Raw genomic sequence first — 21,522 nt, 5'->3', positions numbered from 1 at the left:
TGCTGAATAACGATAGAGAGAGCTGCGACGGCTTGTTCTACAATAGCGTTCCGTCGCAGTTCGTGGCGAGATCAGCGTTTGAGATGTGCAGTGACTGGTTTTGTCGCGAGGCGGACGTATCCCTGTTCCAGAGTGCAGCGGCGCGCATACCGCATCCACTCGCGCACGTTTCCCGGCGTGAACCTGATTTTTAGGTCGCCCTCATAGTTGCTCGATGCGACTTCGTTTTTGAACATTTTGGCGATTTCCTCGGAGAGTGGCGCGACCCAATCTTCAGCCGCTTCACCGAAGGGAAATCTGACCAGCCATTTGCGCAAATCTTTTGTGTTTTTGAAAAACGTGCGATCAGGTTCAAGCTGCTCACGTTGCAGGTTTTGCTGTTGTGTTACGGCGTCGAGGGTGCGCAGGACGAAGTGCAGGTATTTGGGCCGTCTCGCGACCGTCTGCGGATACGCTACCCCCGCCGCAAATTGAATCTGCGTACTTCCGTCTTCGAGCGCGAAAAGTGTTGGATTCGCCCTTTGAAGGCGAAATGGCTTGCTTCGGTCGTAGAAAGAAGCCAGCCCCGGAGTGCCCTCTCGCAGCACTAGATTTGCCATAGCATCGCCACGCACCACGATCCCTTGTGTTGGGAGGTCTACCGGCTTGCGAGCATCTTCGAGCAATTTCGTAACAGCTTTCCCTTGCTCGTGTGGATCGCCGTCGAGCGAGAGGCGCACGACCAGTTGGTGCGGCGTGGCTGGAACAGTGACACGGAGCACAGGTTCTCGATCAAGCTCACGGACCTCATCGGGGAGCGTTGGGTGAAATATTTCGACGTGTGACGACGGTCCAATGAGATTGTGGCGCGTTGCTACGTCAATGTCTCCCCAATCGGTGGACGGTGCCACTGGCTCCTTAACCTGCCACCGCAACCGGAAAAGATCGCGGTCGCTGTAGCCCAGTTCTTGGCGGGCAAGCTTCGTTATGACTCCCTCGGCGGGTAGCGCTGCGAACAACTCGGCGTACGCGGCGCTTCGACGCAAAAACTCCCATGCCCAGCGTTGGCTGTCGGGATTGTCGATTTCTGGATAGCCCTCGGGATTTTTCCAGTCGATGCAAGCAGGGGAGACAAACAGGTTATTGGTTGCGGGTGGAGACGCAAAAAGCCGGGGCTCTCGGAACGGGGGAACGAAGTCTTCCCAAGTGAGGTCGCCTGGGTCATTCATCGATATTCCCCGATGGGCGTCGCCCTGCAAGGTAGCAAAGAAGTAGCAATGCGTTTTTGTCGTAGCAAAGAAAAAGGGCTTAGCATACGCTAAGCCCTTGAATTCTTTGGTGGGGCGTGAGTGACTCGAACACTCGACCTACGGATTAAGAGTCCGCTGCTCTACCAACTGAGCTAACGCCCCCAACGGAAGCGAAATTATGCAGGATCTTTTTGAGATTGCCAAGCCCTTTTCGCAGTGTTATTAAAAAGATCGCATCGCCCGAACTTGAGCGTTCCCTCGACAAAGCCGCCATCCCGAAAATATCGACGCGTCCAACGCTGCCGGTATCATGTCGCGGACACCTCCCGCACGCAGCATCGCGACTTTCGCCCGGGGATTCCCATGAATGACAAAGAGATTACCGAGCTGCTCGACCGAGTTCTCGCCCCATGGGTCCGGGCGCTCACGTTGACGCCGATCAAGGTCGACGAGGAAAGTGCCACGCTGCGTCTGCCGTTCTCTGGCGAGTGGCGACACTCGGGCGGCATGATCAGCGGCCAGGTATTCATGGCGGCCGCGGATACGGCGATGGTCGTCGCCATCACCGCCGCGCTCGGCGGCTTCAAGCCGATGAGCACGGTGTCGCTGAACATCAACTTCATGCGCGCGGTCCGCAAGGGCGATGTGCTGATCAAGGCGCGCGTGCTGCGCATGGGCCGCAATCTCGTGTTTGGCGAAGTCGAACTGTTCGACGAAGGCGGCAACATGGCGGTTCAAGCCACTACGACTTACGCGCTGCTCGAGTGAATGCGCGTCGGACCCGAGGGGGCCGCCAACACAATCTGCGCGCAGCAAGAGCAAAGGAAAGCAAGGAAAAGCAGCATGTTCGATCAGGTCGTATTCGCCGGCGGCGGCAACCGCTGCTGGTGGCAGGCGGGTTTCTGGGACGTCGTGCAGCCGCAGCTCGACATCCGTCCGCGCGTGATCACCGGCATTTCGGCCGGCGCCGCAACCGCGTGCATGATTTACACGCGCGGCGACGCCGACTGGGTTATGCGCTATTACGACGACGCGCTGCGCCACAACACGCGCAACGCATACTGGGGCAATCTGCTGCGCGGCGAGTCGGTGTTCCCGCATTACCGGATCTACCGTCAGGCGCTGCTCGATATCTATGGCGACAAGTTTTCCAGGCTCGCGCAGGCGCCGGAAATCCGCATCGGCGTGTCGCATCTGCCGCGCTGGCTCGGCGCGAGAAGTGCGGTCGCGGCAGGGCTGGTCGCGTACAACATCGAAAAATACGTGCGCAAGACGCTGCATCCGACGCTCGGTCGGACGCTTGGCTTTCATCCGGAATTCGTGCGCGCGCAGGATTGCGCGAGCGTCGACGAGTTGGCCGACCTGATCCTGCAATCGTCGAGTACACCGCCGTTCACGCCGGTTCTGCGGCGCAACGGCCGGCCGGTGCTGGACGGCGGCATGGTCGACAACGTGCCGGTCGGCGCGCTAGATGCCGACGCGCCGGGCAACGTGCTCGTGATGGTCACGCGTCTTTATCCGCGGCCGCAGATGTTCGTCGTGCCACACGGCGTGCAGCAGCGGCTTTACGTGCAACCGTCGCGCAAGGTGCCGATTTCGAGTTGGGATTACACGAGTCCGTCGCAGATGGTGCACGCCTATAACCTTGGCCGTGCCGACGGTGAGGTCTTCCTTGAACGCATCCCTGCATTGATGGCGGCGGGAGCGCACGAAGCGCGATGAGCGACGCGGCGGGGCGGGCACACAGCTGATCCGCCGGCCGGCCACGCCCACCAATCACCGCCGGCGCCCGCCCTGCAACGCCTCCGGATTCGCGACACTGGCGGTATCGCCGGCATCGAACGCGAGGATGTTGTTGAACGCCGCCGAAAAATACAGCTCGTAGCTCTCGCGCTCCACGTAGCCGATGTGCGGCGTGCAGATCACGTTCTCCATGCGCAGCAGGCTGTAGCCTTGCAGGATCGGCTCGCTTTCGTAGACGTCGATCGCGACCATCCCCGGACGGTTGTGCGACAGCGCGTTCACCAGCGCACTCTCTTCGAGCAGCTCGGCGCGGCTCGTGTTCACGAGCAGCGCGGTCGGTTTCATGCGCATCAAATCGTCCTGCTTGACGATGCCACGCGTGTCGTCGTGCAGACGCAGATGCAGGGACAGCACATCGCTGGTCTCGAACAGTTCCTCACGACTCGCCGCGACGCTGTAGCCGTCGGCGCGAGCGGCTTCGCGCGAGTGCTCGCGGCCCCAGATCAGCACGTTCATGCCGAACGCCTTGCCGTAGCCGGCGAGGAGTCGGCCGATCTTGCCGTAGCCCCAGATCCCTAGCGTCTGTCCGCGCAGCACTTGCCCCAAACCGAAGTTCGGCGGCAGCGCCGACGTCTTCAGCCCCGACTGCTGCCAGGCGCCCTGTTTAAGGTTTGCCACGTATTGCGGAATACGCCGTTGGGCGGCCATGATGAGTGCCCACGTCAGTTCGGCCGGCGCGACCGGCGAACCGCTGCCCTCGAGCACGGCAATGCCGCGCTCGGTACAGGCCGCTAGATCGATGTGGCTCGACACTTTGCCAGTCTGACTGATCATGCGCAAACGCGGCAGCTTGTCGAGTAGTTGCGACGTGACGCGGGTACGTTCGCGAATCAGGACGAGGGCGTCGACTTCCGCAAGACGGCTCGCAAGTTGTCCGAGACCGCGCACGGTATTGTTGAATACTTTGACTTCCTGGTCGGCCAGCAATTGAAAGCAGTCGAGCTTGCGAACGGCGTCCTGGTAATCGTCGAGGATGGCAATCTTCATGGTATGTAATTTGCGACGCACCTCATTGGTGCGAACCGAATGTTATGCTGACTGTCCCACCATGTGACTTAGGTCACACGTTAGTCTGGCTAGATGCCCTACCGTAGAAGCTGTCGCACACAAAAGAACGGCAACGCTACGTGAGGGCGAATTGAGAACGTTTTTAGCAGTTTGTTGCGTGTTGAGGCAAGCCGCTTTACACAAGGTTGCAGAAGCCTTGTAGGAAGCGCGCCTCCGCCTGGCAAGCTGTGTGGCCCAGGACGATCTGCGCAATCATGCGCCGCCAGTGGAAAATTGACACGTCGGCGCGATGAATTCAATGCCACTCGCATGCAGCGTCCCGCGGGCTTGTACCGTTTTTCTATTGCTTCAAACGGAGACAAGTCGATGAATCATCCCTCGTTCGAAGGCCAGCCCACTATCGAGGCGCCCACATGGATCAAACACCGCAAGCTGATCGACTGGGTCCAGCGCATCGCCGCGCTGACCAAGCCTGAAAAAGTGGTCTGGTGCGACGGCTCGCAGGAAGAATATGACCGCCTGTGCGCGCAGATGGTCGAAGCCGGAACGCTGAAGAAACTCAACCCCGCCAAGCGTCCCAATTCCTATCTCGCCTGGTCCGATCCGTCCGACGTCGCGCGCGTCGAGGATCGCACCTTCATCTGCTCGCAGCGCGCCGAGGACGCCGGCCCCACCAACAACTGGATCGCCCCGGCCGAAATGCGCTCGACGCTCGACGGCCTGTTCGATGGCGCGATGCGCGGCCGCACGATGTACGTGGTGCCGTTCTCGATGGGCCCGCTCGGCTCGCCGATCGCGCATATCGGCGTCGAGTTGAGCGACAGCCCGTACGTCGCGACCAATATGCGCATCATGACGCGCATGGGCCGCAAGGTGTATGACGTGCTCGGCGAGGACGGCGAGTTCGTGCCATGCGTGCATTCGGTCGGCGCGCCGCTCGCGGCGGGCGAGCAGGACGTGTCGTGGCCTTGCAACAAGACCAAGTACATCGTGCATTTCCCCGAATCGCGCGAAATCTGGAGCTTTGGCTCGGGCTATGGCGGCAATGCGCTGCTCGGCAAGAAGTGCTTCGCGCTGCGCATCGCATCGACGATGGGTCGCGACAAGGGCTGGCTCGCCGAACACATGCTGATTCTCGGCGTCACCTCGCCGGAAGGGCACAAGCATCACGTGGCGGCGGCGTTCCCGTCGGCGTGCGGCAAGACCAACTTTGCGATGCTGATCCCGCCGGCGGGCCTGAACGGCTGGAAAATCTCGACGATCGGCGACGACATCGCGTGGATCAAACCGGGCAAGGACGGCCGCCTGTACGCGATCAATCCGGAAGCCGGCTACTTCGGCGTCGCGCCGGGCACGAGCGAAAAGACCAACTACAACGCGCTCGCCACGTTGAAGGAAAACGTGATCTTCACGAACGTCGCGTTGACCGACGACGGCGACGTCTGGTGGGAAGGCATGACCGACGACCCGCCGGCGCATCTGATCGACTGGCAGGGCAAGGACTGGACGCCGGCCGAGGCAAAGGAAACCGGCCGCAAGGCGGCGCATCCGAACGCGCGCTTCACGGCGCCGGCTTCGCAGTGCCCGTCGATCGACGCGGACTGGGAAAACCCGGCCGGCGTCGCAATCGACGCATTCATCTTTGGTGGCCGCCGCTCGACCACCGTGCCGCTCGTCACCGAAGCGCGCAACTGGGTCGAGGGCGTCTACATGGCGGCGACGATGGGCTCTGAAACCACCGCCGCGGCGGCTGGACAGCAGGGCGTGGTGCGCCGCGATCCGTTCGCGATGCTGCCGTTCTGCGGCTACAACATGAGCGACTATTTCACTCATTGGCTGAAGACCGGCGAGCGTCTGCAGCAGTTGAGCGCGAAGCTGCCGAAAATCTTCTGCGTGAACTGGTTCCGCAAGGGCGCGGACGGCAAGTTCGTGTGGCCTGGCTTCGGCGAGAACATGCGCGTGCTGAGCTGGATGGTCGGCCGCATCGAAGGCACCGCGCAGGGCGAAGAGCATGCGTTCGGCATTTCGCCGCACTATGAGGACATCGACTGGAGCGGGCTGAACTTCAGCCGCGAGCAGTTCGAGCAGGTGATTTCCGTCGATGACGCTGCATGGCGCGACGAGCTCGTGTTGCACACGAAGCTGTTTGACACGCTGCAACACGGTCTGCCGCCGGCACTGACTGAGGCGAAGCGCGCGCTCGAGGAAAAACTCACAGCTTGATTATGTGAGTGCTCACTCAGCATAAAAGCCGCCCTCGGGCGGTTTTTTCGTTTGGGCGCCCGGTTTATTTCCGTTTTTTCGAGTTCCGCAACGGCCGAACGACCGTTGCGTCTGTTCGAACAAAAAAGACGGAGCAAGATGCAGCGCAGCAGATTGTTTTTGATTTGGGAATAATCGCTGGTCGGACCCCGGTTTTATCGACACAGTCATACCAAAATTGACAATATTTCCTATTTTGCGGGCAACTTCTGCACGATTTTGCGAGTCGTAGGAGAATTCCAAGTTCGCTTCACTGGTTTTCACCAATTGTCAGGAAGCAGTAACAAGGCAGGGAGTTGTCCTATGGATCATTTGCAGTCGATGCGAGTTTTCGTCAAGGTGGCGGATCTCGGCAGTTTTGCCCGCGCCGCGAGCGCCATGGATATTTCCAACGCGGTCGCCACCCGTCACGTTGCCGACCTCGAGGGCCGTCTTGGTACGCGGCTGCTCAATCGCACGACCCGCAGCTTGTCGCTGACCGAATCCGGTCAGGTCTACCTCGAGCGCGCCCGTCAGATTCTCGACGAACTGGAAGACGTCGAACAGATGGTGGTCGCTCGCAATCACGAACCCGTCGGCACGCTACGCATCGTCGCGCCCGTCGTGTTCGGGCTGCATAACCTCGCGCCCGTGCTGCAAACGTACGCGGAGCGCTATCCGAAAGTCATTCCCGACGTCACGCTGGTCGATCGTCAGGTGGACCTCGTCGAGGAGGGCTTCGACGTCGGCGTCGTGATCGCGCGGCAAATGCGCAGCGCGAGTATCGTTACGCGGCGTCTGACCACGGGCTGCATGACCGTCTGCGCGACGCCGGCTTATCTGGAAAAGCATGGCATGCCGACGCGTCCCGAACATCTGCTCGAGCACCCGTGCCTGAGCCTGCCATCCGAATACTGGGGCGATGAACGCGTGTTTACGGGGCCGGAAGGCGAAGTGCGCGTGCGGCCGTCGAACGTGATCGTCGCGAACAACACGGAGATGCTGAGACAGTTTGCGCTGCTCGGCATGGGCACCGCGATTCTGCCGAGCTATCTGATCGGTCGCGACATGACGCGCGGCCGGCTCGTGCGTTTGCTCGGCGATTACCGTTTGCCGCAGGTCGAGATCAATATTGCGTACCCAAGCCGCCGTCACCTGCCGGCCAAGGTGCGCACGTTCATCGACCATCTGGTCGAGCACTTCAACCAGACGCCGAACAGCGTGCTCGGCGAGCAGTGGATCAAGGACGGTCTGGAGCGTCCGGCGACGTCGGCCGCGTTCGAGACTGCCGAGTCGCGCGCACCGGAAGCGTTCGATGGCGCCGAGCCGCTGTCGCGGCTTCTCGATAGCGAGCTGTCGCCGGCCGTGCCGAAGCCGATGACGAAGTCGGCCAATCGCAGTCCACGCCCGACGGCGTTATCGCCGCTGTAAATCGCTGAATGTCGAAGCCCGCAGCGATGCGGGCCGGCATTAAAAAGGCGCAGTCACCTCAAGTGACTGCGCCTTTTTTCTTTTTTCATGGACAGATGCGGACTACACCGCGGGCTGTGCACGGATCGCCGACTGCGGTGGCTAATGTAGCTATTCCTGCTACCACCCGAGCCGCCGATCCGAATCTCGCCCTACTAGCCGGTTTTTCGCGCCGCGGTCTTTTTCGCCGGTGCCTTCTTGGCCGCCGCGGTCTTGGCGGCGGGCGCCTTCTTCGCCGCCACCTTCTTTTCCGCCGGCTCGGCCTTCACGGCGACCGCGGTATCACCTTCGTCCGCTTCCGGCATCGCCTTGGCCGCGGAACGAGCACCCGAAGTCTTCGCCGCTGCGGTCTTCGCCGCCGCCGGCTCCTTCTTCTCGAATTCGAAGCCGATCTTGCCGTCGTTCTGCTTGACGAGGAAAGCTTTGAAGTTACGGCCGGTACGCGACGACTTGAAGTTCGTCAGCAGATCGGTGCGACCCTCCTCGAGCAGTTTGGCCATCTGCTCGCGGGCGATTTCCTGCTGCAGGATCACCTTGCCGGAACGGAAGTCGCACGACTTCGGATTCGCCACCGAGTTTTCGCAGACGTAGCTCATGCCATGCTCGAAAACGCGGCCTTGGCACTTCGGACACGCGCCGACCGGCTGCTGATCGGAGAAGTCGGGCGGCTCGCCGTCTTCGCCGGCCGCGTCCTGGCCGAAGTCGAACTCGAGCTTGTAATTCTTGATCTCGTCGTCGAGCGACAGTTTCAGGATCGCCGAGAACGGCCGCCCCATCTTGCTGCGGAAGCCCGACAGCGGCCCGATCGTCTTGTTCTGCAGCAGTTCTTCGACTTCGGCGATCTCGAACTGACGGCCGCCCGGAATCTTCGAGATCGAGAACTCGCACTTCGAGCACGCGAAACGCCGGTAGTTTTCCTTCACCTGGCCACCGCAATTCGGGCAAGGTGTCTGCAATGTCGCGTAATCGCCCGGGATCGTGTCGGAATCGTATTCCTTCGCGCGCTTGACGATAGTCTGCGTCATGCGCGCGATTTCCTGCATGAATGCGTCGCGTGGCAGGTTGCCGCGCTCCATCTGCGACAGCTTGTATTCCCATTCGCCGGTTAGCTCCGGCGCAGTCAGCTCCTTCACGCCGAGGCCGCGCAGCAGCGTCATCAGCTGGAAGGCCTTGGCGGTCGGAATCAGATCACGGCCTTCGCGGATCAGGTACTTTTCGGTGAGCAGACCTTCGATGATCGCCGCGCGCGTTGCCGGCGTGCCGAGCCCCTTGGCCGCCATCGCTTCGCGCAATTCGTCGTCTTCGACCAGTTTTCCCGCACCTTCCATCGCCGACAGCAGCGTCGCTTCGTTGTAGCGTGCGGGCGGCTTCGTGATCAGTTGCTGCGCGGCGATCTTGTCGGTCTTGACCTTTTCGTCCTTCTGCACCGGCACGAGGTTCGCGTCATCGCCGCTGGTTTCACGGCCGTAGATCTGCAGCCAACCCGGCTCGACGAGCACCTTGCCTTCGGTCTTGAAGTGATGGCCGACCACCTCGGTGATACGCGTCGTCACTCGGGATTCGGCGGCAGGGAAGAACACGGCGAGGAAGCGCTTCACGACGAGGTCGTAGAGCTTCTGCTCCGGCTCGGACAGATTCTTCGGCGCCTGCAGCGTTGGGATGATTGCGAAGTGGTCGCTGATCTTCGAGTTGTCGAAGATGCGCTTGTTCGGCTTCACCCAGCCCTTGTCGAGCACCTGCTTCGCGAACGGCAGGTAGTTGTTGCTCTCCTTGAGCATGCCGAGCGTCTGCTTGACCGTGTCCAGATAGTCTTCCGGCAGCGCGCGCGCGTCGGTACGCGGATAGGTCAGAACCTTGTGCTTTTCGTACAGCGCCTGAGCGAGACCCAGCGTGTTCTTCGCCGAAAAGCCGAAGCGGCCGTTGGCTTCTCGCTGCAGACTGGTCAGGTCGAAGAGCGCGGGCGACAGCTGTGTCGACGGTTTCGACTCCTCGGTCACCGTGCCGAGCTGTCCGCGGCAAGCCGCGACGATCGTCTCTGCCGCTGGCAACGCCCAGAGGCGCGAATCGCGCTTCTCCGGATCGAACTCGTCGCGCTTGAATTTCGGATCGAACCAGCGGCCTTCGTAGAAGCCGCCCGCGCAGACGAACTCCGCCTTCACTTCCCAGTAGTCGCGCGGCACGAAGCGTCGAATCTTCTCTTCGCGCTCGACGACGATCGAAAGCGTCGGCGTCTGCACGCGCCCGACCGTGGTCAGGAAAAAGCCGCCGCCCTTGCTGTTGAACGCGGTCATCGCGCGCGTGCCGTTGATGCCGACGAGCCAGTCCGCCTCCGAGCGGCAGCGCGCCGCGTCGGCGAGCGGCTGCATCTCTTCGTCGCTGCGCAGACGCGCGAAACCGTCGCGGATCGAGCCGGCCGTCATCGACTGCAGCCACAGCCGTTGCACCGGCTGTTTGGCTTTCGCGTGCTGCGCGATCAGGCGGAAAATCAGTTCGCCCTCGCGCCCCGCGTCGCATGCGTTGATCAGACGGTCGATGTCCTTACGCTTCATCAGCCTGGTCAGCACCTTCAGGCGCGACTCGCTCTTCGCGATCGGATTCAGATCGAAATGCGGAGGAATGACGGGCAGATTGGCAAAGCTCCACTTGCCGCGCTTGACTTCGTAGTCGTCGGGCGCGGCGATTTCCAGCAGGTGGCCCACTGCCGACGAAAGGACGTAGTCGTCGCTTTCGTAGTACTCGTCATGCTTGGTAAAGCCGCCCAAAGCGCGCGCGATGTCGTTCGCGACAGAAGGCTTTTCGGCGATGATCAGTGCTTTGGACATGACTCGATGTGAGGTTGGTAGATCCGGGTTGGTGGCCTTGAGGGCCAACATGGCGCGCGACGCTCGCTTGAGACCTCTTTCGACCCAATAACGACCGCTTTATAGCACAAGGTGCGAACCCAACGGGTCAAGTGCCATAAAAGCGCGTCATCATAATTGCGCGTCCGGCGGTTGATCAACTGCGGCAAACGCCGCGTGCGGACAGCGATGCCAGCCGCGATGCTGTCCCAAATGATCGGCGGGGGCCTGTGCCGCAAGCCGCGCGTCGCGAGACTTTCCGTTTGACCGGGCGGCGCGCGAGGCCGCCTTCAGGCGACCGCCAGCGCCGGTCGCAGCTTCGGCGCACCGGTTACGCCGGGCAGCGCGGTCAGATCCGACAGCATCCGCTCGACGATCGACACCTGTGGCAAAACCGTACCGAAAAACCGTGTCGTCACCGAGTCTTCGATCAGGACGGTCGGGAAATTCTCGACGTCCAGATCGTCGAACCGATCCGCATGAGTTTCGATGTCGATCCATGCGAAACAGACTTCCGGGTGCCGCTCGGCCAGTTGGTTGAAGGAGTCTCGGTACTCGCGACACGTTCCGCACCACTCCGCGCACAGGCATGCAACGAACAGCGTGTCGGGTTCGTTGACGCGCTCGGCGATCCGGTCCTGGTCGGTGTCGAGGTTCAGCGCGGGCATGAAGTGATTTCCTTGTGCGTTTTGTCGGGTGCTTTGGCGCGAATGTAGCATGGCCGGTCGCGAAAAGTTGCCAATCTGCATTGACGCCGGTCAGTCTCGGCTCAGTCATGATGGGCTCGCATGAAGCGGCCGCCGGGCAGCAGCGTGACCTCGCCGGCGAGTTCGAGCCGGAGCAAGGCGGCGTGCAGGGCGGCATTCTCCATCTCGGTACGGGCGGCGAGAATTTCAAGCGTGGTCGGCGAATGGCCGAGCGCGGCGAGCAGACGCTGTGCGTCAGGGGCGAGCGCCGGCTGCGGGGCCGGCCCGGACGCCGGTGAGTCGGCGAAGGCTGCGGTCGTAGCGGGCAAAGCGGTCCCACCCGACGAAACGTGCAAACCCGCATGCTCCAGCGGCACGGCCCGCTTCGCCGAGCGTCTCGCATCGCCCGCCGGCCGCCGGGCAAAACCGAGCTCCTCCAGCACCTCGTCAGGCGTTTCCACGAGCCGCGCTCCCTGCTTGATCATCCGATGACAGCCGCGCGACAACGGCGCGTAAATCGATCCGGGCAACGCGAACACGTCGCGCCCCATCTCATTGGCAAGCCGCGCGGTAATGAGCGAACCGGAACGCATAGCCGCCTCGACGATCACGACTCCGCTGACCAACCCAGCGATCAGCCGGTTGCGCTGTGGGAAGTTGGCGGCGCGTGCCGGCGTGCCGAGCGGCCACTCCGAGAGAATCGCACCCTGCGCCGCGATCTGCCGCGCGAGCGCTTGATGCGCGGCGGGATAGACGAGGTCCGCGCCGGTGCCGACCACCGCGACCGTTCCGCCGACACCTTCCAACCCGCCCCGATGCGCGGCGCCGTCGATGCCGAGTGCGAGCCCCGATACGACCGTCACGCCCGCCGCCGACAGCTCTCGCGCGAACCGCCGCGCATCCTCGATGCCCTGCGGCGTCGCGCTGCGGCTGCCTACCAGCGCGACCGCGCGCGTATGCAGCAGATCAAGCCGGCCCTTTATATATAGGAGCGGTGGCGGATCGGGCAACGTCAGCAGCGCGGGCGGATAGGCGGGATCGTCGAGCGTGACGATCTGGTTGCCCGGCTGCTCGCGCCATGCGAGCACCGCATCGAGCTGGCCGTCGAACGCTGGACCGGGCGGCGCCAGCACCGCGCGCGCCGCGGCGTCACCGGCGACCTCCGCGAGCGTCTCCGGCGACTGCGCGAACAGCGCCTGCGGCAGCCCGAATGCGCCCAGCAACAGGCGCAACGCCGCGGGTTTTAGGCCCGGCGCAAGTGACAACCGCAGCCAGGCGGCAAGTTCGATACGGGTCGCGGGCAAGGTCTGCATGCGGGTCGCTCCTCTGGCGGGGCCTGCGGGCAGGCGGGCGCCATGCTAAAATTTTCATCATCCGAAATAAAAACGCGGAAATAAAACGGCAATGAGCCGCGAATAATCGCGGCGCCGCGCTTACCGGCGCGGGTTCGTCGTCGGGCGCACGAGGCGCGTTGAATCGAACCGGTTCGACATCATCTATCCTCTGCGTATTACGACGGGCTCACAACCTGGCCAAATGGCCAACGCGAGCCTCCAACGGTTGGCGGCGTCTCAAATCACACTCGAAATCATGGCTTTACTGAGCATCCTCAATTACCCGGACAAACGGCTGCACAAGGTGGCGAAGCCGGTCCCGGAGGTCAACGACCGTATCCGCCGTCTCGTCGCGGACATGGCCGAAACGATGTACGCGGCGCCCGGCGTCGGCCTCGCCGCCACCCAGGTGGACGTGCACGAACGCGTGATCGTGATCGACGTGTCGGAAACGCACGACGAACTGCTCGCGTTCATCAATCCGGAAATCGTCTGGTCGAGCGATGAGAGGAAGTTGTCGGAAGAGGGCTGCCTGTCGGTGCCCGGGATCTACGACAACGTCGAGCGTGCCGAGAAAGTGCGCGTGCGTGCGCTCAACGAGAAGGGCGAAACGTTCGAGCTCGATTGCGAGGGGCTGCTCGCCGTGTGCATTCAGCACGAAATGGATCACCTGATGGGCCACGTGTTCGTCGAGTATCTGTCGCCGCTGAAGCAAACGCGCATCAAGAGCAAGATGAAGAAGCTCGCCCACGCGATGTAACGCGCTTTCAACTTGCCTACCGCCCCATTCATGAGTCATTCGTTGCGCGTCATCTTTGCCGGCACACCGGAATTCGCCGCGGCAGCGCTGGCCGCGATTCATGGCGCCGGGTTTGCCGTGCCGCTCGTCTTGACGCAGCCGGACCGGCCGGCGGGTCGCGGCATGAAGCTGCAGGCGAGTCCGGTCAAGCGCTACGCGCAGGAGCACGGCCTCGCGGTTGCGCAGCCCACGTCGCTGCGCCGCGCTGGCAAATATCCACAGGAAGCCGCCGCCGGCATCGAGCAACTGCGCGCGACGCCGCACGACGTGATGGTTGTCGCCGCCTACGGACTGATCCTGCCGCAGGAAGTGCTCGACATTCCGCGCTTCGGCTGCATCAACATCCACGCGTCGCTGCTGCCACGCTGGCGCGGCGCAGCGCCGATTCATCGCGCGATCGAGGCGGGCGACGCGCAAACCGGCATCACGCTGATGCAGATGGACGCTGGACTCGACACCGGCGCGATGATTTCGGAAGTACGCACCCCCATCTCCGCCGACGACACCACCGCCACGCTGCACGACCGCCTCGCCGCGGACGGCGCGCAACTGATCGTCGACGCACTGATCGAGCTCGAGCGCAGCGGCAAGCTGACGTCGATCCCGCAACCGGCCGACGGCGTGACCTACGCCGAGAAAATCGCCAGGCACGAAGCGGCGCTCGACTGGCGCCGGCCGGCCGAGGCGCTTGCGCGTCAGGTGCGCGCGTTCGACCCGTTCCCCGGCGGCGCCGGCACGCTCGACGACGGCAGCACCGTCAAGATCTGGGCCGCCACCGCCGTGGCCTCGCCGGCGTCGGGCAGCAACAAGGCGCCAGGCACCATCGTCGAGGTTGCGCCCGCCGGCGTGCTGGTCGCTTGCGGCGAAGGTGCACTGCGTCTGACGCAATTGCAGAAGCCCGGCGGCAAGCGCCTGCCGGTGCGCGAATTCCTTGCTGGCTCGCCGCTCGCCGCAGGCCAGCGCTTCCAGCTTCCCAAGGCGCAATAAGCGCGTGTCGCACGCCGGAGCATCGTCCATTCGGCCGGTGTTCTCCGCGCCCGCCGCGAGCGCGACGCGCGTTAGAATCCTCCATGCAGCAGACCGGGTTTTCGAGGGTGCATCACATGTTCGGCATCGTCCATTTCGAGTTTTTCATCGTCGCGGTTTTTCTCCTGAACATCACGCCGGGGCCGGATACCGCTTATATCGTCGGGCGCAGCGTCGCCGAGGGCCGCGGCGCTGGGCTGATGTCGGCGCTCGGCATTTCGGCGGGCTGCTGCATTCACTCGCTTGCCTGCGCGTTTGGGCTGACCGCGCTGCTGGCCGCGTCGGCCACGGCGTTCACCATCGTCAAATTCGTCGGCGCGATTTATCTGATCTATCTGGGGGTGCGCCTGATCTTCGCGAAGCCGGCCGCTGATGCGCCGGTCGGCGATGCGCGCGCGTCGTCCACGCCCAAGTCGCTGCGGCAGTTGTTCCTGCAGGGCTTCTGGACCAACGTTCTGAACCCGAAAGTCGTGCTGTTCTTCGTGTCGTTCTTCCCGCAATTCGTCACGACGGGCAGCGAACACAAGACCTTCGCGTTTCTCACGCTCGGCGCGGTCTTCGTGCTGATGAGCATGGTCTGGAACAGCTTCGTCGCGTGGATCGCGGGAAGCGTCACGCAGCGTTTCTCGGGCAAACCGGCGGTCAAGCGCTGGCTCGATCGCGGCGTCGGCAGCGCGTTCGTCGGCCTGGGCATCAAACTCGCGAGCGCCTCGCGATGATTGAATTTTCCCGCATCGCCCATATCTAACATTTCGCTTACAATCTGGCGCCGCAATCGCGCGGCACGGAGATGAAGGCCACGCTCGGGGCAAGGAGTTGCAGACATGTTTAACTGGGTGAAAACCGCGATGTTGATGGCCGCGATTACGGCCCTTTTCATCGTGATCGGCGGGATGATCGGCGGGTCGCGCGGCATGATGGTCGCGCTCGTGATCGCCCTTGGGATGAATTTCTTCTCGTACTGGTTCTCCGACAAGATGGTCCTGCGCATGTACAACGCGCAGGAAGTCGACGAAAACAGCGCGCCGCAGTTCTATCGGATGGTGCGCGATCTCGCCACGCGCGCGAACCTGCCGATGCCGCGCGTCTACCTGATCAACGAAGACGCGCCGAACGCGTTCGCCACCGGCCGCAACCCGGAGCACGCGGCAGTCGCGGCGACCACCGGCATTCTGCGCGTACTGTCCGAGCGCGAAATGCGCGGCGTAATGGCGCACGAACTCGCGCACGTGAAGCATCGCGACATTCTGATCTCGACGATTTCGGCGACCATGGCCGGCGCGATTTCCGCGTTGGCGAACTTCGCGATGTTCTTCGGCGGCCGCGACGAAAACGGCCGTCCCGCGAACCCGATCGCGAGCATCGCGGTTGCGCTGCTCGCGCCGATTGCCGGTGCGTTGATCCAGATGGCGATTTCGCGTGCGCGCGAATTCGAAGCCGACCGGGGCGGCGCGCAGATTTCGGGCGACCCGCAGGCACTGGCGTCGGCGCTCGACAAGATCCATCGCTATGCGAGCGGCATTCCGTTCCCGACGGCCGAGGCGCATCCGGCCACCGCGCAGATGATGATCATGAATCCGCTGTCGGGCGGCGGTATCGCGAGTCTGTTCTCGACGCACCCGGCGACCGAGGAACGCATCGCGCGTTTGATGGAAATGGCGCGCACCGGGCGCTTCGACTGAGGCGCCGCGTCGCTCGGCGCGTCGAGCCTGAAGTACTGAAGAGCGGGCCCGCGAGGCCCGCTTTTTTTCACACTGTTCGTCGCCACTGCACGACAGCGTCTGCGGCCACCACCCACGCATGGCGGCGCCCCACCGGCGCCACGCTACAATGTGCGCTGATTGCGCCGCGCGCACCGTGCGGCTTGCCCTTGCTCCCTTCATGACTCCAAAGCCTTCTTCGCGTTCTGCTTCCTCGTCGGCGCGTTCGCGCGAATCCCGTTTGTCGACGCTGCAACTGTCGCCCGAATCGCTCGGGTTCGCACTCGATTGCGCGGCCCAGGCCGTTGGCGCCGTGCGTCTCGGCGCGGCCTTGCCCGCGGCGCTGCAAAGCGTTTTCGTGGCGGTGCCCGAGGACAACGCCGCAGCGGCGCGCGGCGCGGTGCAGGATATCGCCTATCGCACGCTGCGCCGTCTCGCAACCGCCGAGTGGCTGATCGCGAAGCTGGTGAAGAAGGCGCCTCCGCCGCACGTCGCGCATGTGCTCGCGTGCGCGCTCGCGCTGCTCGTCGACGACGAAGCGAGCGCTGCCTACACGCCGTTCACGGTCGTCGACCAGGCGGTCAGGGTGATTGGCGCGCGTCGCGAGTTCGCGTTCGCGAAGGGGCTCGTCAACGCGGTGCTGCGCAACTTCTTGCGCGAGCGCGACACGTTGCTCGCCTCCGTGCAAGCCGATGAAGTAGCGCGCTGGAACTATCCGGCCTGGTGGATCGACGCGGTGAAGCGCGCATGGCCCGAGGCGTGGCAATCGGTGCTGGCCGCCGGCAACACGCAAGGTCCGCTGACGTTGCGCGTGAACGCGCGCCATTCGACGGTCGACGCCTATCTGCAAGTGCTGCAACGCCAGCAGATCGCCGCAAGCAAGGCTGGCGAGTACGCGGTCACGCTCGCGACGCCAATGCCGGTCGAGCGCATTCCGGGCTTCAGCGAAGGTGTCGTGTCCGTGCAGGACGCAGGGGCGCAACTCGCCGCGCAATTGCTCGGCGTGCGCGACGGCATGCGCGTGCTCGACGCATGCGCGGCCCCTGGCGGCAAGACCGGGCATCTGCTCGAACTCGCCAACATTCAAATGGTCGCGCTCGAAAGCGATGCGTCTCGCGCGCGCCGCATCGGCGAAAACCTGCGGCGTCTGAAGCTCGAAGCGGAAGTGCGCATCGGCGACGCGGGCAACCCCGCGCAATGGCACGACGACCTCGACCAGCCGTTCGACCGCATCCTCGCCGACGTGCCGTGCTCGGCGTCGGGCATCGTGCGGCGTCATCCGGATATTCGCTGGCTGCGTCGTCAGTCCGATATCGCCGCGCTCGTCGCCGAGCAGCGCCGCATTCTCGACGCGCTGTGGCCGCTCGTGAAACCGGGCGGCGAGTTGCTTTACGTCACCTGTTCGATCTTCCCCGAAGAGGGCGAGTTGCAGGCACAGTGGTTTGGAAACCAGCACCAGGATGCGGTACGATTGGACGCGCCGGGGCAGCTTTTACCCTCAGTTGCCCGCGCGCCCGCCGACCCATCGGCCGGTTCTCATGCTGGACGACCCGCTGAATTCAGCTCCGGCACGAACTCAGACCACGACGGATTTTTCTACGCGCGCTTTCAGAAACGGTGACCATAAAACGCTTCTTCCCGCTTCGGCTCGCTGCCGTGCTCTGGATCGCGCTGGCCGTCTGGCTTGCAGCGCCGGGCGCGGCGCACGCTGACTCGATCGCGGTGCAGCGGGCGTCGCTGCAGGCCGACAACGGCGGCTGGAGTCTCGACGCGCATTTCGAATTCGAGCTGAACAGCAATCTCGAAGACGCGGTCAACAAAGGCATTCCGCTTTATTTCACGACCGATTTCGAACTGAGCCGGCCGCGCTGGTACTGGTTCGACGAGCAGCCGGTCAGCGTGTCGCAAAGTTTGCGGCTGTCGTTCCAGCCACTCACGCGCGAATATCGCGTGTCGAGCGTGCAGTCGGGCGGCTTGCAGCTCGGCTTTTCCACGCTCAACGATGCGCTCGCGGTGATCAAACACGTGACGTCGTGGCACGTGATCGACCGCAATCAGGTGCGGGTCGGTGAAACCTATAACGCGTCCGTGCGCATGCAACTCGACATCGGGCTGATGCCCAAGCCGTTCCAGATCGACGCGGTGAACAACCGCGACTGGAACCTCGCCTCCGATTGGAAGCGCTTCACTTTCACGGCCGCCGATCGTGCTAAATAAAGTGCGCTCATCTTCCACCAGTGTCAGCAGCATCGTCGTGCGCGTGCTCGTGTCGACGGTCGCGGTGACGGCCGTGTTGCTGCTCGTGTTGCTGGCCGCCGCCAGCGCGAACACCGAATTCTTCGACCGCTATTACCAGTGGCTGTATGCGGCCAACGTCGCGGTCGCGTTGATCTTTCTGCTGGTGGTGGCGACGCTCGTCGTCATCATCATCGTGCGATTACGCACGGGCAAATTCGGCACACGGCTGCTCGCGAAGCTCGCGTTCTTCATGGCGCTGGTCGGTGTGGTGCCGGGCGGCATCATCTACATCGTGTCGTATCAGTTCGTGTCGCGCAGCATCGAGTCGTGGTTCGACGTGAACGTCGAAACCGCGCTCGCGTCCGGCCTCAACCTCGGGCGCGGCATGCTCGACGCGTCGCTGTCCGATCTGCAGACGAAGGCGCGTCTGATGTCCGAGCAGCTCGCGAGCGCGGATGCGGCCGGCACCACGTTGACGCTGCTGCGTTTGCGCGACCAGTTCGGTGTGCAGGACGCGACGATCGTCGAGCCGACCCGCAGCATGTCTGGCGCGACGCCGGACATGCACGTGGTCGCGCAGGCGTCCGGCAACTACGCGATGCTGCTGCCGAACGATCTGCCGACACCGCTGATGATCGAGCAGGCGCGTGGCCACGGCTATGCGGCGATCGAAGGCGAAGTGGACGGCGATCCGAATGCGCACGGCGGCAAGGGAGCGCTGCGTCTGCGCGTGGTGCAGCGTATTCCCGATGCGAACGCGTCGCTATTGCAGCCCGCCGAGCGCTTCCTGCAACTGACGCAGCCGGTCTCGACGACACTCGCGCGCAATGCCGACTCGGTGCAGCGCGCGTATCGCGAGTATCAGGAGAAGGCGCTCGGCCGCACCGGCTTGCGCAAGATGTACATCGGCACGCTGACCCTGTCGCTGTTTCTCGCGACCTTCATCGCGATGATGCTCGCGCTGGCGCTCGGCAATCAGCTCGCGCGGCCGCTATTCCTGCTCGCGCAGGGCACGAAGGAAATCACCGAGGGCGACTACACGCCAAAGCGCGAGATCAAGTCGCGCGACGAACTCGGTTTCCTCACGCAGTCGTTCAATGCGATGACGCGGCAGTTGTCGGAAGCGCGCGGGGCGGTCGAGAAAAATCGTATCGCGCTCGAGCATTCGAAGGCGTATCTCGAGAGCATCCTCGCGAACCTGACCGCGGGTGTGTTCGTGTTCGACCGGCAATTCCGGCTGACCACCGCGAATCGAGGCGCCGAGCGGATTTTCCGTCAGCCGTTCCAGACGGTGCTCGGCTCGTCGCTCGATCAGATCGGCGTGCTCGGCGAATTCGGCGCGATTGTGCGCAAGGCATTCGCCGATCGCGAAGCGGCGAGTGAAGACGGCCATGACGACAACGGCCATTGGCAGCAGCAGTTCTCGGTGCCGGTGCCCGGCGAAACCGAGCCGCTCACGCTGCTCGTGCGCGGCGCGCGCCTCCTCGCGGCGAACGAGCGCGACGCTGAAGGCATGCAGACCGCGGGCTACGTGATCGTGTTCGACGACATCTCCGACGTGATCTCCGCGCAGCGTTCGATCGCATGGGGCGAAGTCGCGCGGCGCCTCGCGCACGAGATCAAGAATCCGCTCACGCCGATTCAACTGTCGGCCGAACGGTTGCAGATGAAGCTCGCCGACAAGCTTGCGCCGTCGGATGCGGACGTGCTGAAGCGCGGCGCGACGACGATCGTCAATCAGGTCGCCGCGATGAAGCAGATGGTCGACGATTTCCGCGACTACGCGCGCACACCGCCCGCGGTACTCGCGCATCTGCAATTGAATGGTCTGGTCAGCGAGGTGCTCACGCTGTACGGTATCGAAGAAGGCAAGGGCGCGATCCAGGTCGAGCTGGCGGCCTTGCCCGCGATACGCGGCGACGCGACGCAGTTGCGTCAGGTGATCCACAACCTGCTGCAGAACGCGCAGGACGCGGTCGCCGAAGTCGCGCATCCGCGTGTTTTGCTCGAGACGAGGACAGTAGAATACGGAGACCCCGACGCGCAAGGCAAGGCGCGCGTCGCGGTCCGTCTGACAGTGTCGGACAACGGACCAGGCTTCCCCGCGCGTATCCTCACGCGCGCGTTCGAGCCGTACGTGACGACCAAGGCCAAGGGTACGGGTCTAGGGCTTGCGATGGTCAAGAAGATCGTCGACGAACATGGCGCGCGCATCGACATTCGCAATCGCATGAAGGCCGGCGACGTGATCGAAGGCGCGCAGATTTCGATTCTCTTCCTTCAACTGGCGGACGACCCCGCGCAGCCGGGTGCACCTGGTTCGGGTGCCCATCCGGCGCACGGCGGCGCGTCGCAGGGAACGACAAAAGCAACAGTGCAGACAAGGGCAGCATAAATGGCAACCATCCTGGTGGTAGATGATGAAATGGGCATCCGGGAACTGCTCTCGGAGATCCTCAGCGACGAGGGACACGTCGTGGAGGCCGCTGAAAACGCGCAGGAGGCGCGCGAGTTCCGTCTGCGTCAGGCGCCGGACCTCGTGCTGCTCGACATCTGGATGCCGGACACCGACGGCGTGACGCTGCTCAAGGAATGGGCCGCGCAAGGTCAATTGACGATGCCCGTGATCATGATGTCCGGTCACGCGACGATCGACACCGCGGTCGAGGCCACCAAGATCGGCGCGCTCAACTTCCTCGAAAAGCCGATCGCGTTGCAGAAGCTACTAAAGGCGGTCGAGCAGGGACTCGCACGTGGTAACGCGGCGGCCGTGCCTGGCGGCGTGGCTGCGAAGCCGGCGTTGCCGGTCAGCGCATCGTCAGTCGCGTCGGCGGCCGCGTTGCCGATACTGTCGTCCGATGGCGTCGGCGGCGGCACGCTCGTCGCGCAAACCGCGTCGATCTCGTTCGACATTCCGCTGCGCGATGCGCGCGATGCGTTCGAGCGCGCGTACTTCGAATATCACCTCGCGCGCGAGAACGGCAGCATGACGCGTGTCGCGGAGAAGACCGGTCTCGAGCGCACGCATCTTTATCGCAAGCTGAAGCAACTCGGCGTCGATCTCGGCAAGAACAAAGGGGAGTGAGCGCCACGTATTGCATGCGAACGCGGCCCGGCAGATTATTTATGAAAGGGCTTGCTGAACTGC

Annotated in this window: 18 protein-coding genes and 1 tRNA gene; 12 read left to right on the top strand and 7 right to left on the bottom strand. The window is 63.4% G+C overall.

All coding sequences use genetic code 11. The features are described from left to right. Positions 1 to 71: 71 nt before the first annotated feature. Both OKW39_RS11665 and OKW39_RS11660 read right to left on the bottom strand, forming a co-directional pair. Positions 72 to 1,208, bottom strand: coding sequence for a transcriptional regulator domain-containing protein (locus OKW39_RS11665; RefSeq protein WP_429562719.1), 1,137 nt, complete (start codon positions 1,206 to 1,208; stop codon positions 72 to 74). Between the two features lie 107 nt (positions 1,209 to 1,315). After that, positions 1,316 to 1,391 (bottom strand) — tRNA-Lys (locus OKW39_RS11660). 201 nt (positions 1,392 to 1,592) lie between these two features. On the opposite strand from OKW39_RS11660, the gene OKW39_RS11655 reads away from it, so the two are divergent. Then, positions 1,593 to 1,997 carry a PaaI family thioesterase gene (locus OKW39_RS11655; RefSeq protein ID WP_187612114.1) on the top strand — a complete coding sequence of 135 codons (405 nt, stop codon included), beginning with the start codon at positions 1,593 to 1,595 and terminating at the stop codon, positions 1,995 to 1,997. A 75-nt stretch (positions 1,998 to 2,072) separates the two neighbouring features. Further along, the gene (locus tag OKW39_RS11650; protein WP_429562718.1) at positions 2,073 to 2,951 is read left to right on the top strand and encodes a patatin-like phospholipase family protein; all 879 of its coding nucleotides are present in this window, start codon (positions 2,073 to 2,075) and stop codon (positions 2,949 to 2,951) included. A 54-nt stretch (positions 2,952 to 3,005) separates the two neighbouring features. On the opposite strand, the gene OKW39_RS11645 is transcribed toward OKW39_RS11650, so the two are convergent. Further along, positions 3,006 to 4,019 (bottom strand): D-2-hydroxyacid dehydrogenase family protein, encoded by a 1,014-nt coding sequence (locus OKW39_RS11645; protein WP_187612112.1) that lies wholly within the window; start codon positions 4,017 to 4,019, stop codon positions 3,006 to 3,008. A gap of 387 nt (positions 4,020 to 4,406) precedes the next feature. Here OKW39_RS11645 and OKW39_RS11640 point away from each other — a divergent pair, with 387 nt between their 5' ends. After that, positions 4,407 to 6,263, top strand: a complete 1,857-nt coding sequence (locus OKW39_RS11640) for a phosphoenolpyruvate carboxykinase (GTP) (RefSeq protein ID WP_429562717.1) — start codon at positions 4,407 to 4,409, stop codon at positions 6,261 to 6,263. A 12-nt stretch (positions 6,264 to 6,275) separates the two neighbouring features. Here the strand turns inward: OKW39_RS11640 and OKW39_RS11635 are convergent, their stop codons facing one another. Continuing rightward, positions 6,276 to 6,566 carry a hypothetical protein gene (locus OKW39_RS11635; protein ID WP_429562716.1) on the bottom strand — a complete coding sequence of 97 codons (291 nt, stop codon included), beginning with the start codon at positions 6,564 to 6,566 and terminating at the stop codon, positions 6,276 to 6,278. Between the two features lie 39 nt (positions 6,567 to 6,605). Here OKW39_RS11635 and OKW39_RS11630 point away from each other — a divergent pair, with 39 nt between their 5' ends. Further along, complete coding sequence (locus OKW39_RS11630; RefSeq protein ID WP_429562715.1) at positions 6,606 to 7,712, top strand: LysR family transcriptional regulator; 1,107 nt, start codon at positions 6,606 to 6,608, stop codon at positions 7,710 to 7,712. A 194-nt stretch (positions 7,713 to 7,906) separates the two neighbouring features. Here OKW39_RS11630 and OKW39_RS11625 read toward each other — a convergent pair whose 3' ends face one another. The 3 genes from OKW39_RS11625 to dprA all read right to left on the bottom strand — a co-directional run bounded on the left by OKW39_RS11625 (position 7,907) and on the right by dprA (position 12,590). Continuing rightward, entirely contained in the window at positions 7,907 to 10,573 is a 2,667-nt protein-coding gene (locus OKW39_RS11625; protein WP_187612110.1) for a DNA topoisomerase III, read from the bottom strand. 308 nt (positions 10,574 to 10,881) lie between these two features. After that, positions 10,882 to 11,259, bottom strand: a complete 378-nt coding sequence (locus OKW39_RS11620; RefSeq protein ID WP_018418960.1) for a thioredoxin family protein — start codon at positions 11,257 to 11,259, stop codon at positions 10,882 to 10,884. 101 nt (positions 11,260 to 11,360) lie between these two features. Beyond that, positions 11,361 to 12,590, bottom strand: coding sequence for a DNA-processing protein DprA (gene dprA / locus OKW39_RS11615; RefSeq protein ID WP_429362604.1), 1,230 nt, complete (start codon positions 12,588 to 12,590; stop codon positions 11,361 to 11,363). Between the two features lie 277 nt (positions 12,591 to 12,867). Here dprA and def point away from each other — a divergent pair, with 277 nt between their 5' ends. From def to esaR, 8 genes are all read left to right on the top strand, one after another. Further along, entirely contained in the window at positions 12,868 to 13,371 is a 504-nt protein-coding gene (def, locus tag OKW39_RS11610; protein ID WP_090805503.1) for a peptide deformylase, read from the top strand. 30 nt (positions 13,372 to 13,401) lie between these two features. Continuing rightward, entirely contained in the window at positions 13,402 to 14,397 is a 996-nt protein-coding gene (gene fmt / locus OKW39_RS11605; RefSeq protein WP_429562714.1) for a methionyl-tRNA formyltransferase, read from the top strand. 116 nt (positions 14,398 to 14,513) lie between these two features. Next, positions 14,514 to 15,155 (top strand): LysE family translocator, encoded by a 642-nt coding sequence (locus tag OKW39_RS11600; RefSeq protein WP_429562713.1) that lies wholly within the window; start codon positions 14,514 to 14,516, stop codon positions 15,153 to 15,155. A 105-nt stretch (positions 15,156 to 15,260) separates the two neighbouring features. Continuing rightward, complete coding sequence (gene htpX, locus OKW39_RS11595; protein WP_018418965.1) at positions 15,261 to 16,118, top strand: zinc metalloprotease HtpX; 858 nt, start codon at positions 15,261 to 15,263, stop codon at positions 16,116 to 16,118. A 199-nt stretch (positions 16,119 to 16,317) separates the two neighbouring features. Further along, positions 16,318 to 17,757, top strand: coding sequence for a 16S rRNA (cytosine(967)-C(5))-methyltransferase RsmB (rsmB, locus tag OKW39_RS11590; RefSeq protein ID WP_429362600.1), 1,440 nt, complete (start codon positions 16,318 to 16,320; stop codon positions 17,755 to 17,757). Then, positions 17,754 to 18,353 (top strand): DUF4390 domain-containing protein, encoded by a 600-nt coding sequence (locus OKW39_RS11585; protein WP_090802240.1) that lies wholly within the window; start codon positions 17,754 to 17,756, stop codon positions 18,351 to 18,353. The genes rsmB and OKW39_RS11585 overlap by 4 nt, the downstream gene beginning before the upstream one ends. After that, complete coding sequence (locus OKW39_RS11580) at positions 18,343 to 20,769, top strand: ATP-binding protein (protein ID WP_429335570.1); 2,427 nt, start codon at positions 18,343 to 18,345, stop codon at positions 20,767 to 20,769. Before OKW39_RS11585 ends, OKW39_RS11580 begins: the two co-directional genes overlap by 11 nt. Continuing rightward, the gene (esaR, locus tag OKW39_RS11575) at positions 20,770 to 21,459 is read left to right on the top strand and encodes a response regulator transcription factor EsaR (RefSeq protein WP_184051110.1); all 690 of its coding nucleotides are present in this window, start codon (positions 20,770 to 20,772) and stop codon (positions 21,457 to 21,459) included. Positions 21,460 to 21,522: the final 63 nt, after the last annotated feature.

The organism is Paraburkholderia sp. MM6662-R1 (assembly GCF_050436245.1).
GTDB classification, from domain to species: Bacteria; Pseudomonadota; Gammaproteobacteria; order Burkholderiales; family Burkholderiaceae; genus Paraburkholderia; species Paraburkholderia tuberum.
Note: the sequence above shows the minus strand (reverse complement) of the source record. Positions and strands in the feature narration are given on the sequence as shown.